This is a genomic window from Candidatus Enterococcus ikei (genome assembly GCF_017316105.1).
In the GTDB taxonomy this organism is placed as follows: Bacteria; Bacillota; Bacilli; order Lactobacillales; family Enterococcaceae; genus Enterococcus_L; species Enterococcus_L ikei.
In genome coordinates this window covers 99,183-119,061 of the sequence record NZ_JAFLWD010000015.1, presented here as the reverse complement: position 1 = coordinate 119,061, position 19,879 = coordinate 99,183, and the positions used below count along the sequence as shown (strand labels likewise).

Here is a 19,879-nt window from a genome sequence, read left to right as displayed (position 1 = left end):
ATATATTGAACTTTTTTTACAACTAGTGTACTATTTAACTAGAACACTAGTGAAGGTTAAAATCAATTGGAGGTAAAGTCATGGATTTCCATACAGATCGGCCGATTTATTTACAAATTATGGACTTTATCATTCAGCAAATTGTTTCTGGAAAGCTTGAGCCAGGAGAAAAAGTTAAAGCTGTAAGAGAGATGGCGGTCGAATTAGCCACAAATCCAAATACTGTTCAACGAGCTTTACAAGAATTGGAACGTGAAGATATTTTATTTTCTAAACGTGGATTGGGACGCTTCGTAACAGAAGATATTGAAAAAATCAGCGACTTACAAAATCAAGTAGTTGGCCAAGTAATCGAAAATTTTTTAGCTGAAATGAAAAATTTCGGTTGGTCACAAGAAGAAGCAAAGGATTTGCTGGAAGTGTATATCGAAAGGGAGAAGTAATAATGGCAGATTTAGTGAAGGTCGAACAATTGAGTTACCGCAAAGGAATGAAGCAAATTTTTAATGAGTTGAGTTTTTCTGTTTCATCTGGGAAAATCATTGCGTTGATCGGCGAAAATGGTTCTGGAAAAACAACGATCATGCGTCTACTTTCCGGTTTAGCTTTAAATTGGAAAGGGCAGATTTTGATTGATGGGAGCGTCGTTGGGACAAAAACAAAATCATTTGTGGCCTACCTAGAAGATCAAAATAATTTTCAACCGAATCAGCAATTAGAAGAAGTCATCTCATTTTATGCGCGCTTTTATTCAGATTTTGATAAACGAAGAGCATACGAATTATTGCGTTTTATGAATTTGAGTGAGTCAGAAAAACTAGGAAACTTATCAAAAGGAAATGCTGAAAAATTTGCTTTGAGTATGACTTTGGCTAGAAGAGCAAAATTATATTTATTAGATGAACCATTGAGCGGAGTAGATTTATTATCAAGAGAAAAGATCATTCAATCATTGTTGCAGTGGTTTGACGAGGAAAGTACGATTATCATCACTACACATCAATTAAGGGAAATTGAAACGATTATTGATGAAGTATTATTTTTACGCGATGGACAGATCATTCTTCATGAATCATTGGAAACGATCAAAGAAGTCAAACACAAGGATTTAGAAGACTTGTATCGTGAGGTGTATGAGATATGATCAAGCTATTTCGATTATTTTTTTCAAAGACACTTATTTTAGTTTATAGCGTTACTTGGATTTTGACAATCTTACTAGGGTTTATAAATGTATACAACGTAAAGCAGCAATCGGCTGATTTCAGTGCGGCATTTTTATCTTTTTCAATTATGATTTTTTTTCTGCTCTTTTTTGTACTAGAATCAAATCGTATTTATCAATTTTTTCGAGATACCGATTATCGATTACTGCCAATTAGTACAAGAAAATTGTATTTTTGTAATGTGATTTTCAGTACAATCGTAGGTTTTAGTTTTTTTATAGGAAATGCGATTATTGGAGTGCTGATAAATTATACAATAATTAATATACCGCTGGATATAAGTATATCTTGGATCGATGGTGTCGCTGCTATTGTTGATGTAGTTGTTTTATTTTTAGTGGTACAATTTTTAGTTTGTATATACTCTGCGAGTAAGCAATTTATTCAAAAGAGATTTCGTTGGATTTCGGAGATAGCATTATTCGTACTCTTTATGATTTTAATGGATCGTTTTTCGGGATTTGATCTGGGCATTATAAAAGGATTTGTGATAGATACTTTTGGTATGAAGCAAGAAATCTATTTTCGTGTAATTTTACAAGTAGTAACCGCTTGTCTTTATTTTAACCTAAGCATCTGGGTGATCAATCGGTTTGTGGAAGCGGGGGATAAATAAATGTGGCTGTTATGGAATGAATATAGGAAAGAGAGCCGTTTATTATGGCTGTTTAGTGGTTGTTCGTTTCTAATTCTCAGTGGGTTTATGGTGTATAATTTAGGATTTCAACAAATACATTTTCAAGGGATTTCTCAATTTGTTTTAATTATGGTATTTTTCTTCTTGTTTGCTCATTTTATTTATGAAATGTATCGGCAAATCAAAGTTTGGAAAAAAAGTCAGTATCGCTTGTTACCAATTAGTGAAGCTAAATTTTATTTCAGTAATATTCTGTTTAGCTGGATTACGACCACACTCTTTATGACTTGTTACTATTTGTGTCTTGTCGGGCTGGTTTTTCTTTTGGATAAACAAGTAGATATGGCGAATTTTCAAGAGTATTGGAAACATCTTTTGATTGCTAGCTACTTTTTCTTTTCAACATCAATCTATGTTCAGTTGGTTTATTTATTAAGTAGTTTGATTAGCATGAATGCGCCAATCAGATTGCAAAGAGTATCAAAATATGTACTTTTTCTAATCTTGTTTGTGGCAGAAGTAGTAATCAGCGATCAACTACTAAACGGGTACAAAAAAATTGCATTCATTGAGAGTCATCAGTTTAAAATCACTGTAGGATATGTTCCGTTGTATTTAGAAGATCTAATTTTTGATGGATTTTTACTTGTGATAAGTAGCGTGGCTAGTATTTTCATTTTGAAAAAATATATCGAAGCAGAAAGAAGGTAAATCATGGAAAATAAGCAAGTATTAGAAGTAAAAAATATTTCAAAACGTGTAGGCAAAAAAACAATCATCAAAGACGCATCATTTATCGTTAAAAGTGGGAAAGTAACTGGTTTATTAGGACCAAACGGTGCAGGTAAAACAACGATCATTCGCATGCTGGTTGGATTGATGAGCCACGATGAAGGCTCCATTCAAATCAATGGTCAGTCACTTTCGACGAATTTTAAAGAGGCTATGACTCATGTCGGCGCTATCGTCGAAAATCCAGAGTTATATAATTATATGACTGGCATGGAGAATTTAAAACAATATGTCCGCATGTCTCCTAAACAAGTCAGTGATGAAGAATTATATCAAGTGATCCGCAGTGTTCATTTGGAAAACAACATAGATCAAAAGGTCAAAACTTACTCTTTAGGTATGCGCCAAAGACTAGGTGTAGCGCAAGCAATTTTACACCAACCAGATCTATTACTTTTAGACGAGCCGATGAATGGTTTGGACCCGAAAGGAATGCGTGAGTTTCGGGAGATGATCCAAGCATTGAAAAATAAAGGTGTCGGTGTGCTGATTTCAAGTCATCAATTAAGCGATATGGAGTTATTATGTGATGATTTAGTAATTGTTCAAAAAGGGTCAATCACTTACGTTGGACCTATGAATAATCCAGAAGAAGAAAATAAACTGGTTTTATTACTTGAAACTGATCAGCAGCAACAAGCTTTGGCATATTTAAAGGAACAAGGATATGTTGCGGTTATTGACGGTAGTTATCTGAAAATTGAACTGGCTGAAGACACCAGAACAACCCTAGTAAAACAATTGGTCGACTTAGGTATAGGGATTAAAGAGCTGAAAGTACATGTAGATTCTTTAGAAGAGAACTTCTTGCGCTGGACAGAAGATGGAGGATTATAATATGAGCGTACTGATAAAAAATGAATGGTTAAAGTTGATCAAGAAAAAATCATCTTGGATTATGTGGATTCTATTAGCTGCGATGACATTTGGGATTACGTTGCTAGTAAAATCAACGGTCAAAAATCAAAGTGGCGAAGTCATGATGAAGGCTAATGATCTATTTGCTAGTTTGACTGAAATGACCTCATTTCTCAATTTATTTATAGTAGTAGTTGCTGCATCGATAGTTGCAGAAGAGTTCAGTCGAGGTACTATCAAATTCTTATTGATTCGCCCATATACGAGAAGCCAGATTCTATTTTCAAAATTTGTCGCTTGTTTGATTTACAGTGTGATCGGTACAGTGATTTTGTATGGTAGCAGTCTGATTTCTGCGAACTTGTTACTAGGTGCCCAATCACCATTCGCTGTTGTCAAAGGCTATCATGGCTGGAATGCACTGACAGTGGCTGGCGCATACGCTGGTGCGAACTTACTTCTGATTCTTTTGTATATCACAATTACTTTATTTATATCTGCAGCCATTCGTTCACAAAGTTTAGCTGTTGGTGTTGGTTTAGGAGTTTTGTTTGGCAGCAGCATTATTAATTCATTTTTAAATGTTGTAATCACTGAACATCAATGGTTGAAATGGAATCCGTTTAATATGTTGAATATTAAAAATACAATCATGGAAAATGGTGAAGCAGCTAACAATTATCCTGGTTACTTGAATTTTTGGCAAATGACTGCTGGGATTTTAGTCTATAGTTTCATTATTTATCTAGTGATGCAACTGTTATTTAAGAAGAGAGATGTGTCATTGAGCTAACCTTTTCTTATCATTACTAGTTATAATTTAATGTTAAATGAGAAAAATAAACTATTGTGTAAAATAGAAAACAAGATCGAAACTTTGTCTTAACAAGGTTTTGGTCTTTGTTTTTATAATGATAAAAATGTTTTATTAGAGAAAATGAATAGTTTCGTTTTTTATCTAATAAATTGCTGATAAAATCAATATTTATGCATGTGAAAGCTTGTCTAAATACTTAAAAATGATTATGATTAAAAAGATATTTTATACTTAATTATGATTGGAGTGTTTTGATGGAACAAAAGCAACTACGATGGTTTACCGTAGGTCTGATCGCTTTCAACATGGTCTGGGGCTTAGGTAACGTCGTGAATAACTATGCACAACAAGGAATTTCAGTTGTGACATCATGGGTTTTGATTTTGGTCTTATATTTTATTCCCTACGCGTTGATCGTGGGACAACTTGGTTCAACCTTCAAAGACAGCAGCGGAGGAGTTAGTTCGTGGGTTCAAAACACAAGTACAAAACGTTTAGCTTATTATGCTGCGTGGACATATTGGGTTGTGCATATTCCGTACTTAGCTCAAAAGCCGCAATTAGTTCTGATTGCTTTTGGCTGGGCGATCCAAGGAAATGGAGACATTGTCAATAACTTCTCAGTTGTAGGAATTACCTTGATTTCCTTAGCTATTTTCTTAGTATTCTTGCTTTTATCGACAAAAGGTTTGATGACTTTAAAAGTTATTGGTGGAATGGCTGGAACGGCGATTTTTGTGATGTCTATGCTGTTTATCTTATTGGCAGTTGGCGCACCAATGATGAATTCTACATTTGAATTTGCTACACCTCATATGGATAAAATCAGTACGTATATACCTAAATTTGATTTTAGTTACTTTACGACGGTTTCAATGCTGGTCTTTGCCGTTGGCGGTGCGGAAAAAATTTCGCCATATGTAAATTCAATGAGAAATCCAGCGAAAGAATTTCCAAAAGGAATGATTTTCCTAGCAGCAATGGTTGGCGTTTCAGCAGTTTTAGGCTCATTTGCTATGGGGATGTTATTTGCAAGTAATAATATTCCAGAAGATTTGATGGCTAATGGTGCATACACAGCATTCCAACTATTAGGTGAATATTATGGTGTGGGTAACTTGCTGATGATCATTTACGCAATTACAAACGGAATTGGACAAATTTCAGCTTTAGCCTTTTCAATCGATGCGCCACTTCAAATTCTTTTAGCTGATGCTGATCCTGATTATATTCCAGCAGCTCTTCGTAAAAGAAGTAAAAAAGGAACTTTGGTCAATGGTTACTTGTTAACAGGTATTTTAGTAAGTATTATCATCGTATTACCAATGTTTGGTATAGACAATATCAAAGAATTGGTCAAATGGTTGACTAACTTGAATTCAGTTGTAATGCCAATGCGTTATCTATGGGTATTCTTCGCATATATGATGCTAAATAAAGCGTATAAAAATTATACGTCAGAATATAAGTTTATCAAAAATCCAAAGATTGCTTTTGGTTTCGGATTATGGTGTTTCCTATTTACAGCTTTCGCTTGTATTTTAGGAATGGTACCAAAGGTTGATTTTACGACAGATCCTCAAGCTTGGTTTTTCCAATTAGCATCTAATATTATTACACCAGTTGTGTTGATTTTATTAGGTATGATTTTACCAGCGCTTGCTCGTCGTGATAAGAAGAAAGCACAAGTTAATTAATAGCAGAGAGAAAAATGCTCACTATGAGTGTTTTTCTCTCTTTTTATCTATAGGGGACTAGTCAACTTTTTTATTGCTGTCTTTAGTTATGGCTTTTCTAACTAGTATTATTAATCAAATATTTAGTATGTTTGGATTATTGTGGTTTAAAAATATATTTCACTTGATGTTTTTCTTTTAATTTAGAATATTTCTAAAAAAATGAGAACATTTCTTCCTTTTTATCGGTATAATAGAAGGAGAAGTCTGTTCTTTTTTCTAAAAAAATGATACGATTTATACAGGAAAAAAATTGAGGAAGTGAGAACAATTAGTAAGCGACAACATCAATCAGAAAAAGAAGAAAGATTAACGTATCTTTGTAAAGAAGTTGACCCCGATTATCTAGGCCGTGAGATTTACGCGGATGATGTTGATACTCCATATACATTTTATTTAGTTCGAAAGTTGAATCTAGCAAAAGATTACCAAAATCTTGCTGAAGGGGAAGCATTTTTCGATGCAATCTGTGATAGCTGGGATGAAATAGAAGAGTTTGAAGAGCTAGTAGTTAAAAAGATTTATATGTATGTTGAGACAGAGATAATCTATTACACATTATTTATGGGAAGTTTTGAACCAACTAGACGAGCCCTTCGCATGAACCTGAAACAATGGCTCGAAGGAATTACTCTTGAAAAACAAGATCGTGCACTGGTTTCTCGTGGAGAAAACACATTGAATTCTGGGGAAGTTCAAAGAATGATGAAGCAGATGCTTGAAACGTCAAATGAGATTTTTCGTTTACGCAAAATGATCAGTGACTTAACTGAAACGATCAAACATGAGAAAAACGAGATGTTTATAGCTAAGAGTAATCCAATCATTTCTAGAAGCATTCAGACTATTCATCTGAAAAGAGCCCATCCTTTAATGGTCGAAGAAAATAAAAGGACAGAAGTGACTGACTCCACTACAGCTGATATAGAAGTTGAACTTTTTGCCGATGACAAGCACGATGTTGTGCCAGAAATGACATCAGAAAAAATAGATGAATCAATAGAAACAAAGGAAGAAGACGGTCAAGCGATAGGAAAAAAGTTGGAGAAGGAATTGGCGAAAAAACCAATTCAAGACGATTTCCAAGCAGAAGAAGAACCTATAGATTATCTAAATCTGGAACAAGAAGATAACAATGAATCAAATCAAGATAGACCAGTAAAACAAGCACGCACTTCACTAAGATTAAAACGAAAACAGTTAGAACGTGAACAAGCAGAGCAGACTACAAAATCTAAGGCTGTGAAAGAAGATACGGAACAAGAAGTAACAGCGCCTGAGCCAGTAGATATTACACGCTTGGTATTGGATCAAAAAGCAACGAAAAAAACAACACCAAGTAACTGGCCCCGTTTTTCAAGGCTGTTAAAAGCAAGCAAAACAATTGAAGCACCAGAAAAAGTCCCTAGTTTTACTAAGAGTGAAATGGAAAATTTAGAAGACGAAATCTATTTATGTTTTATGAACAAGCGGATGCGTTTAGCAACGAAGAAAAGTCATGTACAGAAAAAAAGAGTCTTACGTTCGGAATTGCTAGCTCAAATTAGTCAAGCAGAATATTTAAATTATTCTTGGGGGCAAGTATTAAGACAACGTAAAGAAGATGTCTTGATTTGCGGTCGCTTAAGTTGTGGTGGTTTAGTCGCATCTTTAGACGAATTTTTAAAAGAAATGCGAGCAATTGCGTATAGCCGTTCATTATTTGGTAAAAAAGTTCGCTGTTCTGTTGACCTATTGCGCCGTTTAGATGGGTATATTTTAATGGACCAATATATGCAAAATTTAAGTTTGATGCCAGTTGAAGAATAGTTGGCATGATAAAAAAGTGAATGGACTTTTAATAGACTAAGGTAAAGCTTTATAAGCTTTGCTTTAGTCTATTTTTGATAGATATATAATTTAGAGTAAAGTGCTGTTAATTGGTTAAATATGACTTCTAATGTATGATTAGAATACAGCACAATCTTAATAGGATTATACATAGCCTATAATAGTTAATCATAGTGGAGGTAAATAATATGAAGAAATTTTTTAAGAAAAAAACTGCAGACGAAAAAAACTCACCCTTAAAAAAAGCTGGAAAAAGTGACAAACTAAAAGAAAACAAGAGCGTAAATATGGATAATGAAGCAGATGAAAAAGAATTTGAATCATTTTTCTCTGAAGTAATAAAAAAATTTCCTGAGAAAACATCATCAATTATCCTTAACAGTTATGGAAAATCAAAAGAACGTGCTGAAAAAATCATGGCTAAAAGTAAAAATCAATTCGGTAGTATCTTCGATGAATTTTTGAAAGGCGTAGATGACGATACTCGTAAAAAATGCCACAAAACGGTTCATGCAGCGTCCTTAACAGCTGCAATCGTAGGCTGTTCACCAATTCCTTTTTCAGATGCATTTCTACTTGTTCCTATTCAGTTAACAATGATGGCTCGTTTGCATAAAATATTTGGGCAATCTTGGTCTGAAAGTATGGGCAAAAGTATAGGGAAAGAAATTGTCGTTGTTGGATTAGGCAAAAGTGCAGTGGGCAATATAATAAAATTTATTCCCGGAGTAGGAACCGTTGCGGGTGCTGCCATCAATGCGACTGTTGCCAGCACGATTACAGAAACGCTTGGTTGGGTTACTGTCAAAATGTTAAACGATGGAGAAGACATTTTTGAGCAAACAATGACGTTTAAAGGGCAATTTAAAACCCTGTTTGACGCAGTACAAAATTCTAGTAAGAAATCAAAATAGAGCTTAGGAAAACGGATCAGCTTAAAAGAATGAATTAGAAAATTTTAAACTGAAAAGGAGCTTTCTATTATGAAACAATCTATAGTTCACATCTCATCAATAGTTGATGATTACGATGAAGCATTTATAAAAAACATATTGTAATATCGATGGTATTTGTTTATTATTAGTACAATTCGTATTAATAATAAAAGGGTGAAGGTTTTGTTATGATAGGATACAGTCTATGAATCATATAAAACGGATATTTTTATTGTTCCCATTTATAATTTTAACGGCTTGTTCTTTTCCAATAGAAGAGAATATAGGTGAATCAGATGATTACTCAAAAAAAGATATAGAAAATGCAATATCTGTAGTGGAAAAAGAGTATAAAGAGTTTTTATCTGTTGGTAGACCAATAGTTTTAACATTGAATCAAGAAACATCTGATAGAGTTCTTAAAGATTATTCAGTTGACCTAAAAAAAGATTTAATTGTTTTAGATTCTGATATCAGAACAAACCTATTTTCAGATTCGTTATCTCCGTTATCGGTTTATAAAAATTTTTATTGGATTTTAGAAAAAGAGGAAGATAGTTTTAAAATTATTCATGGTGGTTTTTTGAATTAATGTTCAAAAGTGAACAAAAATAAAACAGAAAGGATAATCTTAATTGATTGTCTTTTTTGTTTTTTTATCAAATTTAAATGTATTGACTGAATAAAATCGGGCATTTCTGCGTTCACGAAGGATTTCTGAAAAATAGCTATAACTCAATGTATACCTTTTTGGGAAAGCTTTGCAACAGAAGCTTTAAAAGTGTTATATTAATCTTGCTGAGTTTTATAATTACAGGTGGAACGATATAGGTAGCTTCGAGACTTAAATAAAATTATTTGAAATAGTTGTTGTATAAAATCCGTATAGAACCTTTAAGGCAACCAAGAAGAATCCTAACAACGCTAAAACAAAACATTTGATTAATTGCTCTTACTATATAAAAGAAGTACATTTTTAAGGAGAACAAGATAAAAATAGAACGTATGCTAACCATTATTGTGATGTTACTTAATAGAAATCGTATAACAGCAAATGAATTGGCTGAGAAATTTGAAGTGTCAGTCCAGACTATTTACCGAGATATCGAAACAATCAATCTAGCAGGAATCCCAATCATCTCCCATTCTGGAAACAACGGTGGATTCAGTATTTATGAGAGTTATAAGTTAAATCATCAAGTACTGACTCTTAATAATTTGTCCTACCTTCTTTCTGTTCTTAAGGATATTAATGCTACAGTTGCAGACATTGAGTTAGAATCATCTATAGAAAAACTACAAAATATCATCCCTAAAAACAAGACAGATTATCTAAAGTTGCATATGGAGCAAATCATCATTGATGTCCATCCTTATGGAGACTCTCCAGATCAAAAAGTATTAGTTAAGACGCTAAGAAAAGCTATTACACAGACTCAGTTACTGACGATTGACTACAGAAATTATGATCATATCGTCAGCAAAAGACAAGTTGAACCTATGTCTCTTGTATTTAAAAATTACACTTGGTATTTATTTGCTTATTGTCTTTTAAAAGAAGACTTTCGAATATTTAGAGTTACCCGTATCAGTGATTTTCACATTGAAAACCAAACATTTGAACGCCGAGAAAAATCCTATCACGAGATTACGGCATTATTAAATGAGCAAACAACAATGACCACCATTGTCTTGAAAATTTCTTCTAATATGAAGTCTCGTGTGGAGGATGTTTTTAATAAAGAAGATGTAGCAGTGTTAGACACGGGTGAATTTCTGGTTACTGCTACATTCCCCGAAAAAGAATGGTTGTTCTCTCTCAGATTTAGTTTTGGAGAGCATATAGAAATCTTAGCGCCAGAAGAAATGCGCCAAAAAATGGCTACCAAACTCAAATTGATGGCTGAAAAATATCATTAAGTACGTTTCTCAAAGCTGACAGACTGTTGTCAAACCTCCATGATACTATTGTTCTTGTAAGACAGTTTTATCTAAATTAGGAGGATATCAAATGAAAAATAATAATGAATTTCTAACACCAACACTTATCTCAGTGAATGGAGTAGAGCTAGAGGTTTTTGAAGCTGGACAACAAAATTTGGGGCAACCTATCGTTCTGTGTCATGGCTGGCCAGAGCATGCCTATTCTTGGAGACATCAAGTGACTCCACTTGTAGAAGCAGGTTATCACGTGATTATTCCTAATCAACGAGGTTACGGGAAATCTTCTTGTCCAAAAGAAGTCGGACAATATGATATTGAATATTTAACGGGTGATCTTGTTGCTCTGTTGGATCACTACCAATACAAAGACGCCATTTTTATGGGGCATGATTGGGGTGCAAGTGTTGTTTGGAGTATGGCTTTGCTACATCCAGAACGTGTTCGTAAAATGATTAACTTATGCTTGCCCTACCAAGTTCGTGGAGAGAAACCTTGGATTGATTTTATGGAAGAAGTTTTTGGAGATGATTACTATTTTGTTCATTTCAACAAAAAACCAGGTGTTGCAGATGCTATCTTGGACGAAAATGCCTCACAATTTCTTCATAACTTATATCGCAAAAATGTGCCAGCACAAGGTCCTAGTGAAGGAATGGAAATGATTCGTCTAGCTAAAGCAACCAAACCATTAGGTGAACCTGTTATGAGCGATGAGGATATTGCTGTTTATATCACAGCCTTCAATAAGACAGGATTTACTCCAAGCATTAATTGGTACAGAAATTTAAATCGTAATTGGCATTTATTAGCTGATGTATCGCCTGTCCTTCATCAGCCAACATTGATGGTTTACGGTGAGAAAGATATTATTCCGCCGCTTCCAAATATCAAAGATTTTGTCCCTAATATAGACATTAAGAGTTTAAATGCTGGTCATTGGATTCAAGAAGAAAGACCAGTTGAGCTCAATCAAATAATTTTAGAATGGCTGAAAAAATGAGTGAAGTTCTATTTTTTAGTAATCAAACAGAATTTATTAATTGGTTGACTATTCATCACCAAACAGCTAGTGAAATTTGGGTCGTTTTTTTAAGAAAAAGACCAATAAAGCAAGTCTTACTTGGCCTGAATCAGTAGATTGTGCACTGTCGTTTGGTTGGATTGATGGGATACGAAAAACGGTTGATGAAGATAGCTATAAAATTCGTTTTACTCCACGCAAGTCTAATAGCCTCTGGAGTAAAGTGAATGTGCAAAAGGTGTATAAACTCATAGAACTCAATCAAATAAGGCCTGAGGGATGGGCTGTTTTCAATATTTAAATGCAAGAATGGACTAATGCAGAAAAAAATTACTTTTAAGTCCGATGATATAAAATTGCTAATTAAAACACCACAAGTGGTACTGACTTCTAAATGGCAAATGACTAATTTAAAATACCTAAAAGAACAAAACTTTTTCTGGAAATAATTTTCCAAGAAGAATCAGTAATTAGAAAGAAGATGTATGGGATATGAAGAGGAGTGATTTAATGATCACTAAATCAAAAGTAGTATTTTACTTAATATTAGTTAGTGTAGTTCCGATAAGTTTTTTGGTAAATAGAAAATATGCTGTTTCTTTTAGTGATATACTTTTGAATTATAGCGTACCTTGTATAATCATATTTATGTGTGTATTTATAAAAGGAGGAAATAAAATTTTTAGAGCTATCATAATGACACTTATTATGCTGTGGTTTATTTTTTTAACTCTGCATTATTTAATTGGATTCCATAATCCAAATTGGGGAAATTGAATCTGTAGTTGGTGTAACAAAAAAGAAAAACTTTATAAAATCAAAGGAATCATTCTGCGAACCTACTGCGAATGATTCCTTTTTTATTAAGCAGAAAAAGAATCAAACTCCCAACTTAAATAGAACAAGAAGAGCCTCAAAAACAACTAAATCCCCTTCATCTTACAACCTTTCAAACTAACACTAAAAAAAAAGTTGATTTTGTAGTATAATTTTCAAGGATAGGGGAAAGGTGGGAAGTCAATGAATAAAAGTCAGACCTATGCAGTCGTTGATATAGAAACAACAGGAACAGATCCAAGCGTAGACCGGATCATTCAATTCGGCTGTGTGCTGGTTCAAAAAGGGGAGATCATTTCCCGTTTTGCTACTGACATCAATCCCAATCAAGCTATTTCTAAACAAATTCAGCAACTTACTGGTATTAGTAATGCACGTGTACAAAAAGCACCTTATTTTGAAGATGTTGCACTTACAATTTATAATTTATTGGCTGATACGGTTTTTGTTGCTCATAATATTTATTTTGATTATTCCTTTTTAACGCAGGAGTTGGTACGATGTGGCACGCCTAAGTTGAAAATACCTGGAATTGACACAGTCGAATTAGCTCAGATTTTCTTGCCGACTGAAAAGAGTTTCCGTTTAGGTGATTTGTCTGAAAGTTTAGGACTGATCCATGATAATCCTCACCAAGCGGATAGTGATGCACAGGTGACGGCTGAACTTCTGCTTTTGATTGAAGAAAAAATGCGACGATTGCCGCTGATTACAATGGAAGTAATCGACCGTTTAAGTCAGCAAACAGGGATGGATACGAGCTCTTATATTCATCATATATATAAAGAAATGAAGCAGGATATTCAACCTTTAGCAAAAGACCAGCATGTTGTGTCTGGAATTGCTTTGAGAAAAAAAGAAATTCCACTATACGAAGAAAAGTTATATGGAAAATCGATTTTTCCGCAAAAGAAGAAAGCCAAAGAAAAAGTTTTTGCAGAAAAAATCGGCTATCGTTCAGAGCAAAGTCGGATGATGAATTTAGTTTATGATCATTTTACGAATGATGAGAACAAAAATTTATTTATTGAAGCAGCTACGGGAACAGGAAAAACCTTAGGCTATTTATTTCCGTTGAGTTATTTGGCAACACCAGAGAACCCTGTTATTATCAGTACAGTTTCTATCGTGTTACAAAATCAATTAACTGAAAAAGATATTCCGCTAGCAAATCAGGTTTGTCCTAAACCGTTACAAGCAACGATCATTAAAAGTCATCGCCATTATATTGATTTACAGCGGTTTAAAGCTACGCTGAAAAATCCAATCCAGCAAAAACAATATGCATTGTATCAAATGGGAGTCCTCGTTTGGCTAGTAGAAACAAAGACTGGTGACCTTGATGAATTACAATTAACGAATTTCAACCATGTTTTTTGGCGCAATGTTGCTCATCGTGGCATCGATTTTTTATCCGAACAAGATCCGTTGTATCAAGAAGATTTTGTACGATTTTTATATAAGAAAGTTAAACAAAGTAATGTATTGATTGTTAATCATGCTTTTTTAGCACAAGAAACCCTTAGAGAAGTCCCACTTCTTCCTAAAAGCTCGTATCTGATCATTGATGAAGCGCATCATTTGCCGGATATTGCTGGAAAGATTGCTAATCGTCAATTTAATTATGCTTCATTTAAAAAGCAGGCAAGTCTGTATTTAGAAGAAGATCAGTTGTTTGATCAGGTGAACCAAATATTTGAATCAGAAACACAAGTACAGCGATTATTGCGTATTTATTCTAAAGCACTGAATGATTTAGTTGAAGAATTTAGCGATTTGTTTTATGAGATCAACCAGCTGTTTAAAAATGATAAGCAGCGGACTGCTGAAGCTGTGTTGTTAACGAAACCATTATTTGATCATTTGTCATTAAACGGAGAGACGTCAATTCAAAAAATCGAGATTCTTTTAACGGAGATGCAGGAAATTCAAAATAGATTGCAACGATCGCTTGTCGATGAGTTGGAAAAATATACAGCCTCTCAGCGGATCGTATTTGTTAGTTTACTGCAATTCTTTGAACGAATCGCATATGTTTACGAGTGTTTTGATATTTATGTCAATGAATGGCATCCGCGTTGGATCAAAGAATATAGTCTTACTCCTCAAGGCTATGGCTTACTTGCCATCAATGATTTAGAAGCAAGTATTTTACCTGAAACAACTTGGTATGACCGTTATCAGCGAATCTTATATACGGGCGGCACTTTGAAATTTGGTAATGATAAAAAATACTTGCCCAATAAATTAGGATTGACCGATGTTTTGTTTAAAACGCTGCCTGATCCCTATGACTACGAACAAAATGCCAGCTTATATATTCCGACAGAAGCGGTTGCAATCAGTCAAGCTGACGCTGCAGAATTTTCGGCTTATATTGCTTCTGTGATCAAAGAGTTGTCAGAAAGCCAGAATCGTTCTATGCTAGTTTTATTCACATCACATGAGATTTTATCCAGTGTTTATTACCGTCTGCATCCGCAGTTTCTAAATGCTGGTAGAGAGCTCTTAGCTCAGGGAATCAGCGGCAGCCGGGAAAAAATCTTAAAACGGTTTGCTCATTCTAAAAATAGTATCTTATTAGGTGCTGACAGCTTTTGGGAAGGTGTAGATCTGCCAGGAGAAGCGCTGTCGATTTTGATTGTGACACGCTTGCCATTTGAAAACCCGAAACGGCCCTTTGTCAAAGCTCGTTATGATTACCTCGAAGAAAAAGGAATTAATCCTTTCACTCATGAAGCATTGCCTAAAGCAGCTCTACGTTTACGCCAAGCTTTAGGGCGTTTGATCCGCTCTGATGGCGATAAAGGAGCTTTGATTGTATTAGACAGACGTTTAGTGACAGCTAAGTACGGTAAGAGGATGTTAAAAGCATTGCCTAAAAATTTGCCGATCAAAGAAGAATCACTAAAGGAGATAACTTCCGAACTAAACGAATTTTTAAACAAATAAATGAAATAAATTTGCCTGCTATCTATTAAATCAAACTGATTTTCTGCTATAATGATAGCCAGTAAGTTTGGAAAGGGCGAGTCGAGTGCAAGAAGATCAAATTGAAACAAGAAAAACGAAGATTCTTTTAAGTATAATCGCAATATTATTAGCAATTATTGTGATGATCACTATTTTCTATGTTCGCTCAACACATCCAAGAACACAAGCGAAAAAAGAAGCAACTGAGATTGCAAAAGAATACGCACATCTGGAATCAGTTGATAAGTTTTATTGGTTTACCAGAAAGGAAACCTACTTTAGTGTGACTGGGAAAAATGATAAAGGGGAAGACCTAGTTGTAATCATCCCAAAATCAGGAAAAAAAGTCACTGTACTCAACCAAAAAGACGGCGTGGAAGAAGGACACATTCGCCAAATTATTGAAACAGAGTACAAAGAAAAAAATATTCAAAAAATCAGTTTAGGCTTGTATAATGACAAACCTACCTGGGAGATAGTGACAAAAAATGATGACGGCTTACTAAGTTATTATCTGTTGTCATTTGAAAAGGCCGAAGAAATCATGATCATTAAAAATGTCTGACGAGACAAATTAATATATTTGATGTAACAAGGCAAAAAATAAATGGAGGGAATAGTATGGAATTATCAAAACGTGCCCAAAAACTAGAACCTTCTGTGACCCTAGCTGCATCAGCGAAAGCAAATGCGTTAAAAGCAGAAGGAAAAGATGTATTAAGTTTAACGGTTGGTGAACCAGACTTCACCACGCCGAAAAATATTCAGCAAGCAGCAATCAAAGCGATCGAAAATGGTAAAGCTAGCTATTATACGCCATCTGGTGGAATCAAAGAGTTAAAAGAAGCTGTTGTCGACTATATTGCTCGCTATTATCAATTAAGCTATCAGACAAAGAATGTCATTGTGACAGATGGAGCCAAATTTGCCTTGTATCTACTTTTTCAAGCAGTCCTTGATCCAGCTGATGAAGTCATCATTCCAGTCCCTTACTGGGTAAGTTATGGTGAGCAAGTTAAACTGGCTGAGGGTGTGCCTGTGTTCATTTCGTGTAACCAAGAAAAAGAGTTTAAAGTAACGGTGGAACAATTAGAACAAGCCAGAACGGAAAAAACAAAACTCTTAATTTTAAATTCTCCCTCTAATCCAACCGGAATGATTTATTCAAAAGAAGAATTACGTAAAATCGGCGAATGGGCAGTTTTAAATGATATCTTGATTGTATCTGATGATATTTATGGTAGATTGGTATATAATGGCGCTACATTTACACCGATAGCAACAATTTCTGAAGCGATCAGCAAACAGACGATCATCATTAATGGTGTGTCTAAAAGTTATGCGATGACTGGTTGGCGTATCGGGTATGCCGTTGGAGATGAAACGATCATTGCTGCGATGAATGACATCGCTTCTCAGTCAACAAGTAATCCCACAGCTGTCAGTCAATATGCAGCACTAGAAGCGTTAAATGGAGATCAAGAAACCGTAGAAGTCATGCGTCAAGCTTTTGAAGAGCGTTTGAACAAGGTTTATCCTAAATTTGCCGCTTTACCAGGATTTAACCTGCAAAAACCACACGGGGCCTTTTATCTGTTTCCTAACATCAAAGAAACATTAACTATTTGCGGATATACAGATGTAACAAAATGGGTGAATGACTTACTAGAAGAAGCCCAAGTAGCTTTAGTTACAGGTGCAGGCTTTGGCGCTCCTGAGAATGTTCGGATCAGTTATGCGACAGATCTTGCAACATTAGAAGAAGCGGTCAAACGAATCAAAGCATTCATCGAAAAAAAATCAATTAGATAAAACACTTAATTCGGGATAGGCAAAAAAGAAATGAACGGAGAGACGATTGTGGAACAAATTCAAATTATCGATTCAAAAAATCATGTAGGCGAAACAGTAAAAATAGGTGCATGGATTGCTAATAAACGCTCAAGCGGTAAAATCGCTTTTTTACAATTACGCGATGGAACAGCATATTTTCAAGGAGTTGTAGTTAAAAGTGAAGTACCGGAAGAAACTTTCCAATTGGCTAAAGGTCTAAATCAAGAAACATCAGTTTGGATCATTGGGGAAATCAGAGAAGACAGCCGTTCAAAATTTGGTTACGAGATCGGTGTAACAGGAATCGAAGTCATCGGGGAAAGTCATGATTATCCAATCACACCAAAAGAACACGGAACAGATTTTTTGATGGATCACCGTCACTTATGGTTACGTTCTTCTCGTCAACATGCAATCATGCAAATCCGTAACGAAATTATTCGTGCGACCTATGAATTTTTCAATAACAATAACTTTGTTAAGATTGATCCACCGATTCTAACAGCCAGCACAGCTGAAGGAACAACTGATTTATTTGAAACAAATTATTTTGATCAAAAAGCTTACTTATCTCAAAGTGGACAATTATATATGGAAGCTGCTGCTTTAGCGTTTGGTAAAGTGTTCTCATTTGGACCAACATTTAGAGCAGAAAAATCGAAAACACGCCGTCATTTGATTGAATTTTGGATGATCGAGCCTGAGATGGCTTTCATGCATCAAGAAGAAAGCTTAGAAGTTCAAGAGCAATATGTAGCTTTCCTTGTGCAAAGCGTGCTGGACAATTGTGACCAAGCTTTAGATGTATTAGAACGCGATAAAGAAGTCTTGAAGAAATATACACAATTACCATTCCCACGTATTTCTTATGATGAAGCAGTTGAGCTATTGAAGAAAAATGGATTTGATGATATCGAGTGGGGTGATGATTTTGGTTCACCACACGAAACATTTATTGCCAATTCATTTGACCGCCCAGTCTTTATTTTAAACTATCCAAAAGCAATCAAAGCATTTTATATGAAACCACACCCAACTCGTGATGACGTAGTGATTTGTGCTGATATGATCGCTCCAGAAGGGTATGGAGAAATCATCGGTGGTTCTGAAAGAGCCATTGACCATGATTACTTATTAGAACAAATTCGTAACCACAATTTAGACGAAAAAGAATACTCTTGGTATTTAGATTTACGTCGTTACGGTTCTGTACCACATTCAGGATTTGGTTTAGGTTTAGAGCGTACAGTTACTTGGTTGGCTGGAATCGAACATGTTCGTGAAGCAAGCCCATTCCCACGTTTATTAAATCGTATCTATCCATAGAAATAATCATACAGTTAGTCGTTGAAGTGACGTATTTTGCTTCAACGACTGTTTTTTTATTGAGAATGAATGTTTCAGATAAAATATCAATACAAAATTAGAAAAGATAAAGTAAATTGTTTAGAATTCCATTTTTTTATGGTAAAATTGACAGAAAGTAGAATAAAGGAATGACTCGAATGGAAAACCCAACACAAGTTAAAAGAAAACATTTTCGTTTTCCAGCCTATGACGATGAATTAGGCGTGAAATTAGTTTCTGAAAATAAACGTACATTATTTCAAGATGAACCAGTAATGACAAACACGACGACACAAATAACACAAAATCATAGTGCACCAGTGATTGATCCGATAACGGTTCAACCAGTGTTGTCTAAACAGCCGACGCAAACAAATAATCAACATGTTACTCATAGTCAAGAGCAGATGGAAGAATTAGCACGCCACAAATCTAATTTGCCCAATTATATGATGACTCATAATAAACCAAGCACAACCAAGCAAAAAACGAATCTCTTCGGCAATATGCCTAAAAAAAGCTCATATGGTTTTGGTTCTCAACAAATGCCAAACAAAAATAAAGCGGCTTTTTCTAAGGATTTTACTTATGATACACGCTCATATTTCGTACCTAAGTATATTCCAGCATCGGTTATTCCTGAAACAACTGCTCCGGTTTTGACAGAGCAAGAACTAGCTGCAGCTATGAAAAAAGAAAAAAGTTCCTATTTACTCTTTGACGATGAACCAGCTGCATTTCAAGCAAAGGGGAATGAAGATCCAACGGTTCAAAAATTTAATATTCCTAAAGAGTCACCTGAAATCCCGGTAACTAGACGACAGTACCAACAAATCAAACCTGAGATGGAGCGATTTGGTAAAGAAGAGGATATTAGTCACACTTTGCCTCGCTCTAGAAAAGAGTTGAAGACGGCAAAAGAAAACGCAAAAAGTCAAACAGCCTATGGACAAAAAGTAGCTGAAGCGGAGCAAGAGAAAAAACGTGGAATTTTAGATAAATCATTAAGTGGCATTATTGAAGATTCTAGTGATGAATTGAAAAATAGTAAGTATTTTGTATAATGTTACACTAAAATTAGGTTAGAAATAGT

Annotated in this window: 18 protein-coding genes; all 18 read left to right on the top strand. The window is 34.8% G+C overall.

Features of this window, described 5'->3' with window-relative positions:
* Positions 1–80 precede the first annotated feature (80 nt).
* The 18 genes from JZO69_RS07385 (at position 81) to JZO69_RS07305 (ending at position 19,850) form a co-directional block, all read left to right on the top strand.
* A complete protein-coding gene (locus tag JZO69_RS07385; RefSeq protein ID WP_207112249.1) occupies positions 81–443 on the top strand; it encodes a GntR family transcriptional regulator in 363 nt (120 codons plus the stop codon).
* Positions 444–445: 2 nt separating this feature from the next.
* Positions 446–1,144 (top strand): ABC transporter ATP-binding protein, encoded by a 699-nt coding sequence (locus tag JZO69_RS07380; RefSeq protein WP_207112248.1) that lies wholly within the window; start codon positions 446–448, stop codon positions 1,142–1,144.
* Entirely contained in the window at positions 1,141–1,842 is a 702-nt protein-coding gene (locus tag JZO69_RS07375) for a hypothetical protein (RefSeq protein WP_207112247.1), read from the top strand. The genes JZO69_RS07380 and JZO69_RS07375 overlap by 4 nt, the downstream gene beginning before the upstream one ends.
* Positions 1,843–2,574, top strand: a complete 732-nt coding sequence (locus tag JZO69_RS07370) for a hypothetical protein (protein WP_207112246.1) — start codon at positions 1,843–1,845, stop codon at positions 2,572–2,574.
* Between the two features lie 3 nt (positions 2,575–2,577).
* Entirely contained in the window at positions 2,578–3,492 is a 915-nt protein-coding gene (locus tag JZO69_RS07365; protein WP_207112245.1) for an ABC transporter ATP-binding protein, read from the top strand.
* Position 3,493: 1 nt separating this feature from the next.
* Positions 3,494–4,306 (top strand): ABC transporter permease, encoded by an 813-nt coding sequence (locus JZO69_RS07360; RefSeq protein WP_207112244.1) that lies wholly within the window; start codon positions 3,494–3,496, stop codon positions 4,304–4,306.
* 278 nt (positions 4,307–4,584) lie between these two features.
* The gene (locus tag JZO69_RS07355; RefSeq protein WP_207112243.1) at positions 4,585–6,027 is read left to right on the top strand and encodes an amino acid permease; all 1,443 of its coding nucleotides are present in this window, start codon (positions 4,585–4,587) and stop codon (positions 6,025–6,027) included.
* Between the two features lie 300 nt (positions 6,028–6,327).
* On the top strand, positions 6,328–7,875 hold the full coding sequence (locus tag JZO69_RS07350; protein WP_207112242.1) for a hypothetical protein: 1,548 nt from the start codon (positions 6,328–6,330) through the stop codon (positions 7,873–7,875).
* Positions 7,876–8,084: 209 nt separating this feature from the next.
* Positions 8,085–8,810, top strand: a complete 726-nt coding sequence (locus tag JZO69_RS07345) for a YcjF family protein (protein ID WP_207112241.1) — start codon at positions 8,085–8,087, stop codon at positions 8,808–8,810.
* 226 nt (positions 8,811–9,036) lie between these two features.
* Complete coding sequence (locus JZO69_RS07340; protein ID WP_207112240.1) at positions 9,037–9,423, top strand: hypothetical protein; 387 nt, start codon at positions 9,037–9,039, stop codon at positions 9,421–9,423.
* 413 nt (positions 9,424–9,836) lie between these two features.
* The gene (locus JZO69_RS07335) at positions 9,837–10,751 is read left to right on the top strand and encodes a helix-turn-helix transcriptional regulator (protein ID WP_242586623.1); all 915 of its coding nucleotides are present in this window, start codon (positions 9,837–9,839) and stop codon (positions 10,749–10,751) included.
* 91 nt (positions 10,752–10,842) lie between these two features.
* Complete coding sequence (locus JZO69_RS07330; protein ID WP_207112239.1) at positions 10,843–11,775, top strand: alpha/beta fold hydrolase; 933 nt, start codon at positions 10,843–10,845, stop codon at positions 11,773–11,775.
* Positions 11,776–11,851: 76 nt separating this feature from the next.
* Positions 11,852–12,097: a YdeI/OmpD-associated family protein gene (locus tag JZO69_RS16910; protein WP_488349979.1), complete on the top strand. Its 246-nt coding sequence runs from the start codon at positions 11,852–11,854 to the stop codon at positions 12,095–12,097.
* Positions 12,098–12,816: 719 nt separating this feature from the next.
* Positions 12,817–15,585 (top strand): helicase C-terminal domain-containing protein, encoded by a 2,769-nt coding sequence (locus JZO69_RS07325; protein WP_207112238.1) that lies wholly within the window; start codon positions 12,817–12,819, stop codon positions 15,583–15,585.
* An 85-nt stretch (positions 15,586–15,670) separates the two neighbouring features.
* Positions 15,671–16,171, top strand: coding sequence for a cell wall elongation regulator TseB-like domain-containing protein (locus JZO69_RS07320; protein WP_207112237.1), 501 nt, complete (start codon positions 15,671–15,673; stop codon positions 16,169–16,171).
* A gap of 56 nt (positions 16,172–16,227) precedes the next feature.
* Positions 16,228–17,418, top strand: coding sequence for a pyridoxal phosphate-dependent aminotransferase (locus JZO69_RS07315; protein WP_207112236.1), 1,191 nt, complete (start codon positions 16,228–16,230; stop codon positions 17,416–17,418).
* 48 nt (positions 17,419–17,466) lie between these two features.
* Positions 17,467–18,765, top strand: a complete 1,299-nt coding sequence (gene asnS / locus JZO69_RS07310; protein ID WP_207112235.1) for an asparagine--tRNA ligase — start codon at positions 17,467–17,469, stop codon at positions 18,763–18,765.
* Positions 18,766–18,935: 170 nt separating this feature from the next.
* Positions 18,936–19,850, top strand: coding sequence for a hypothetical protein (locus tag JZO69_RS07305; RefSeq protein ID WP_430733254.1), 915 nt, complete (start codon positions 18,936–18,938; stop codon positions 19,848–19,850).
* The last annotated feature ends 29 nt before the right edge of the window (positions 19,851–19,879 follow it).

Coding starts and splice junctions, on each gene's coding strand:
- JZO69_RS07380 (WP_207112248.1), top strand. CDS start 446: ATGGCAGATTTAGTGAAGGTCGAACAATTGAGTTACCGCAAAGGAATG.
- JZO69_RS07370 (WP_207112246.1), top strand. CDS start 1,843: ATGTGGCTGTTATGGAATGAATATAGGAAAGAGAGCCGTTTATTATGG.
- JZO69_RS07305 (WP_430733254.1), top strand. CDS start 18,936: ATGACTCGAATGGAAAACCCAACACAAGTTAAAAGAAAACATTTTCGT.
- JZO69_RS07325 (WP_207112238.1), top strand. CDS start 12,817: ATGAATAAAAGTCAGACCTATGCAGTCGTTGATATAGAAACAACAGGA.
- JZO69_RS07375 (WP_207112247.1), top strand. CDS start 1,141: ATGATCAAGCTATTTCGATTATTTTTTTCAAAGACACTTATTTTAGTT.
- JZO69_RS07330 (WP_207112239.1), top strand. CDS start 10,843: ATGAAAAATAATAATGAATTTCTAACACCAACACTTATCTCAGTGAAT.
- JZO69_RS07315 (WP_207112236.1), top strand. CDS start 16,228: ATGGAATTATCAAAACGTGCCCAAAAACTAGAACCTTCTGTGACCCTA.
- JZO69_RS07355 (WP_207112243.1), top strand. CDS start 4,585: ATGGAACAAAAGCAACTACGATGGTTTACCGTAGGTCTGATCGCTTTC.
- JZO69_RS07340 (WP_207112240.1), top strand. CDS start 9,037: ATGAATCATATAAAACGGATATTTTTATTGTTCCCATTTATAATTTTA.
- JZO69_RS07335 (WP_242586623.1), top strand. CDS start 9,837: ATGCTAACCATTATTGTGATGTTACTTAATAGAAATCGTATAACAGCA.
- JZO69_RS07345 (WP_207112241.1), top strand. CDS start 8,085: ATGAAGAAATTTTTTAAGAAAAAAACTGCAGACGAAAAAAACTCACCC.
- JZO69_RS07360 (WP_207112244.1), top strand. CDS start 3,494: ATGAGCGTACTGATAAAAAATGAATGGTTAAAGTTGATCAAGAAAAAA.
- JZO69_RS07385 (WP_207112249.1), top strand. CDS start 81: ATGGATTTCCATACAGATCGGCCGATTTATTTACAAATTATGGACTTT.
- JZO69_RS07365 (WP_207112245.1), top strand. CDS start 2,578: ATGGAAAATAAGCAAGTATTAGAAGTAAAAAATATTTCAAAACGTGTA.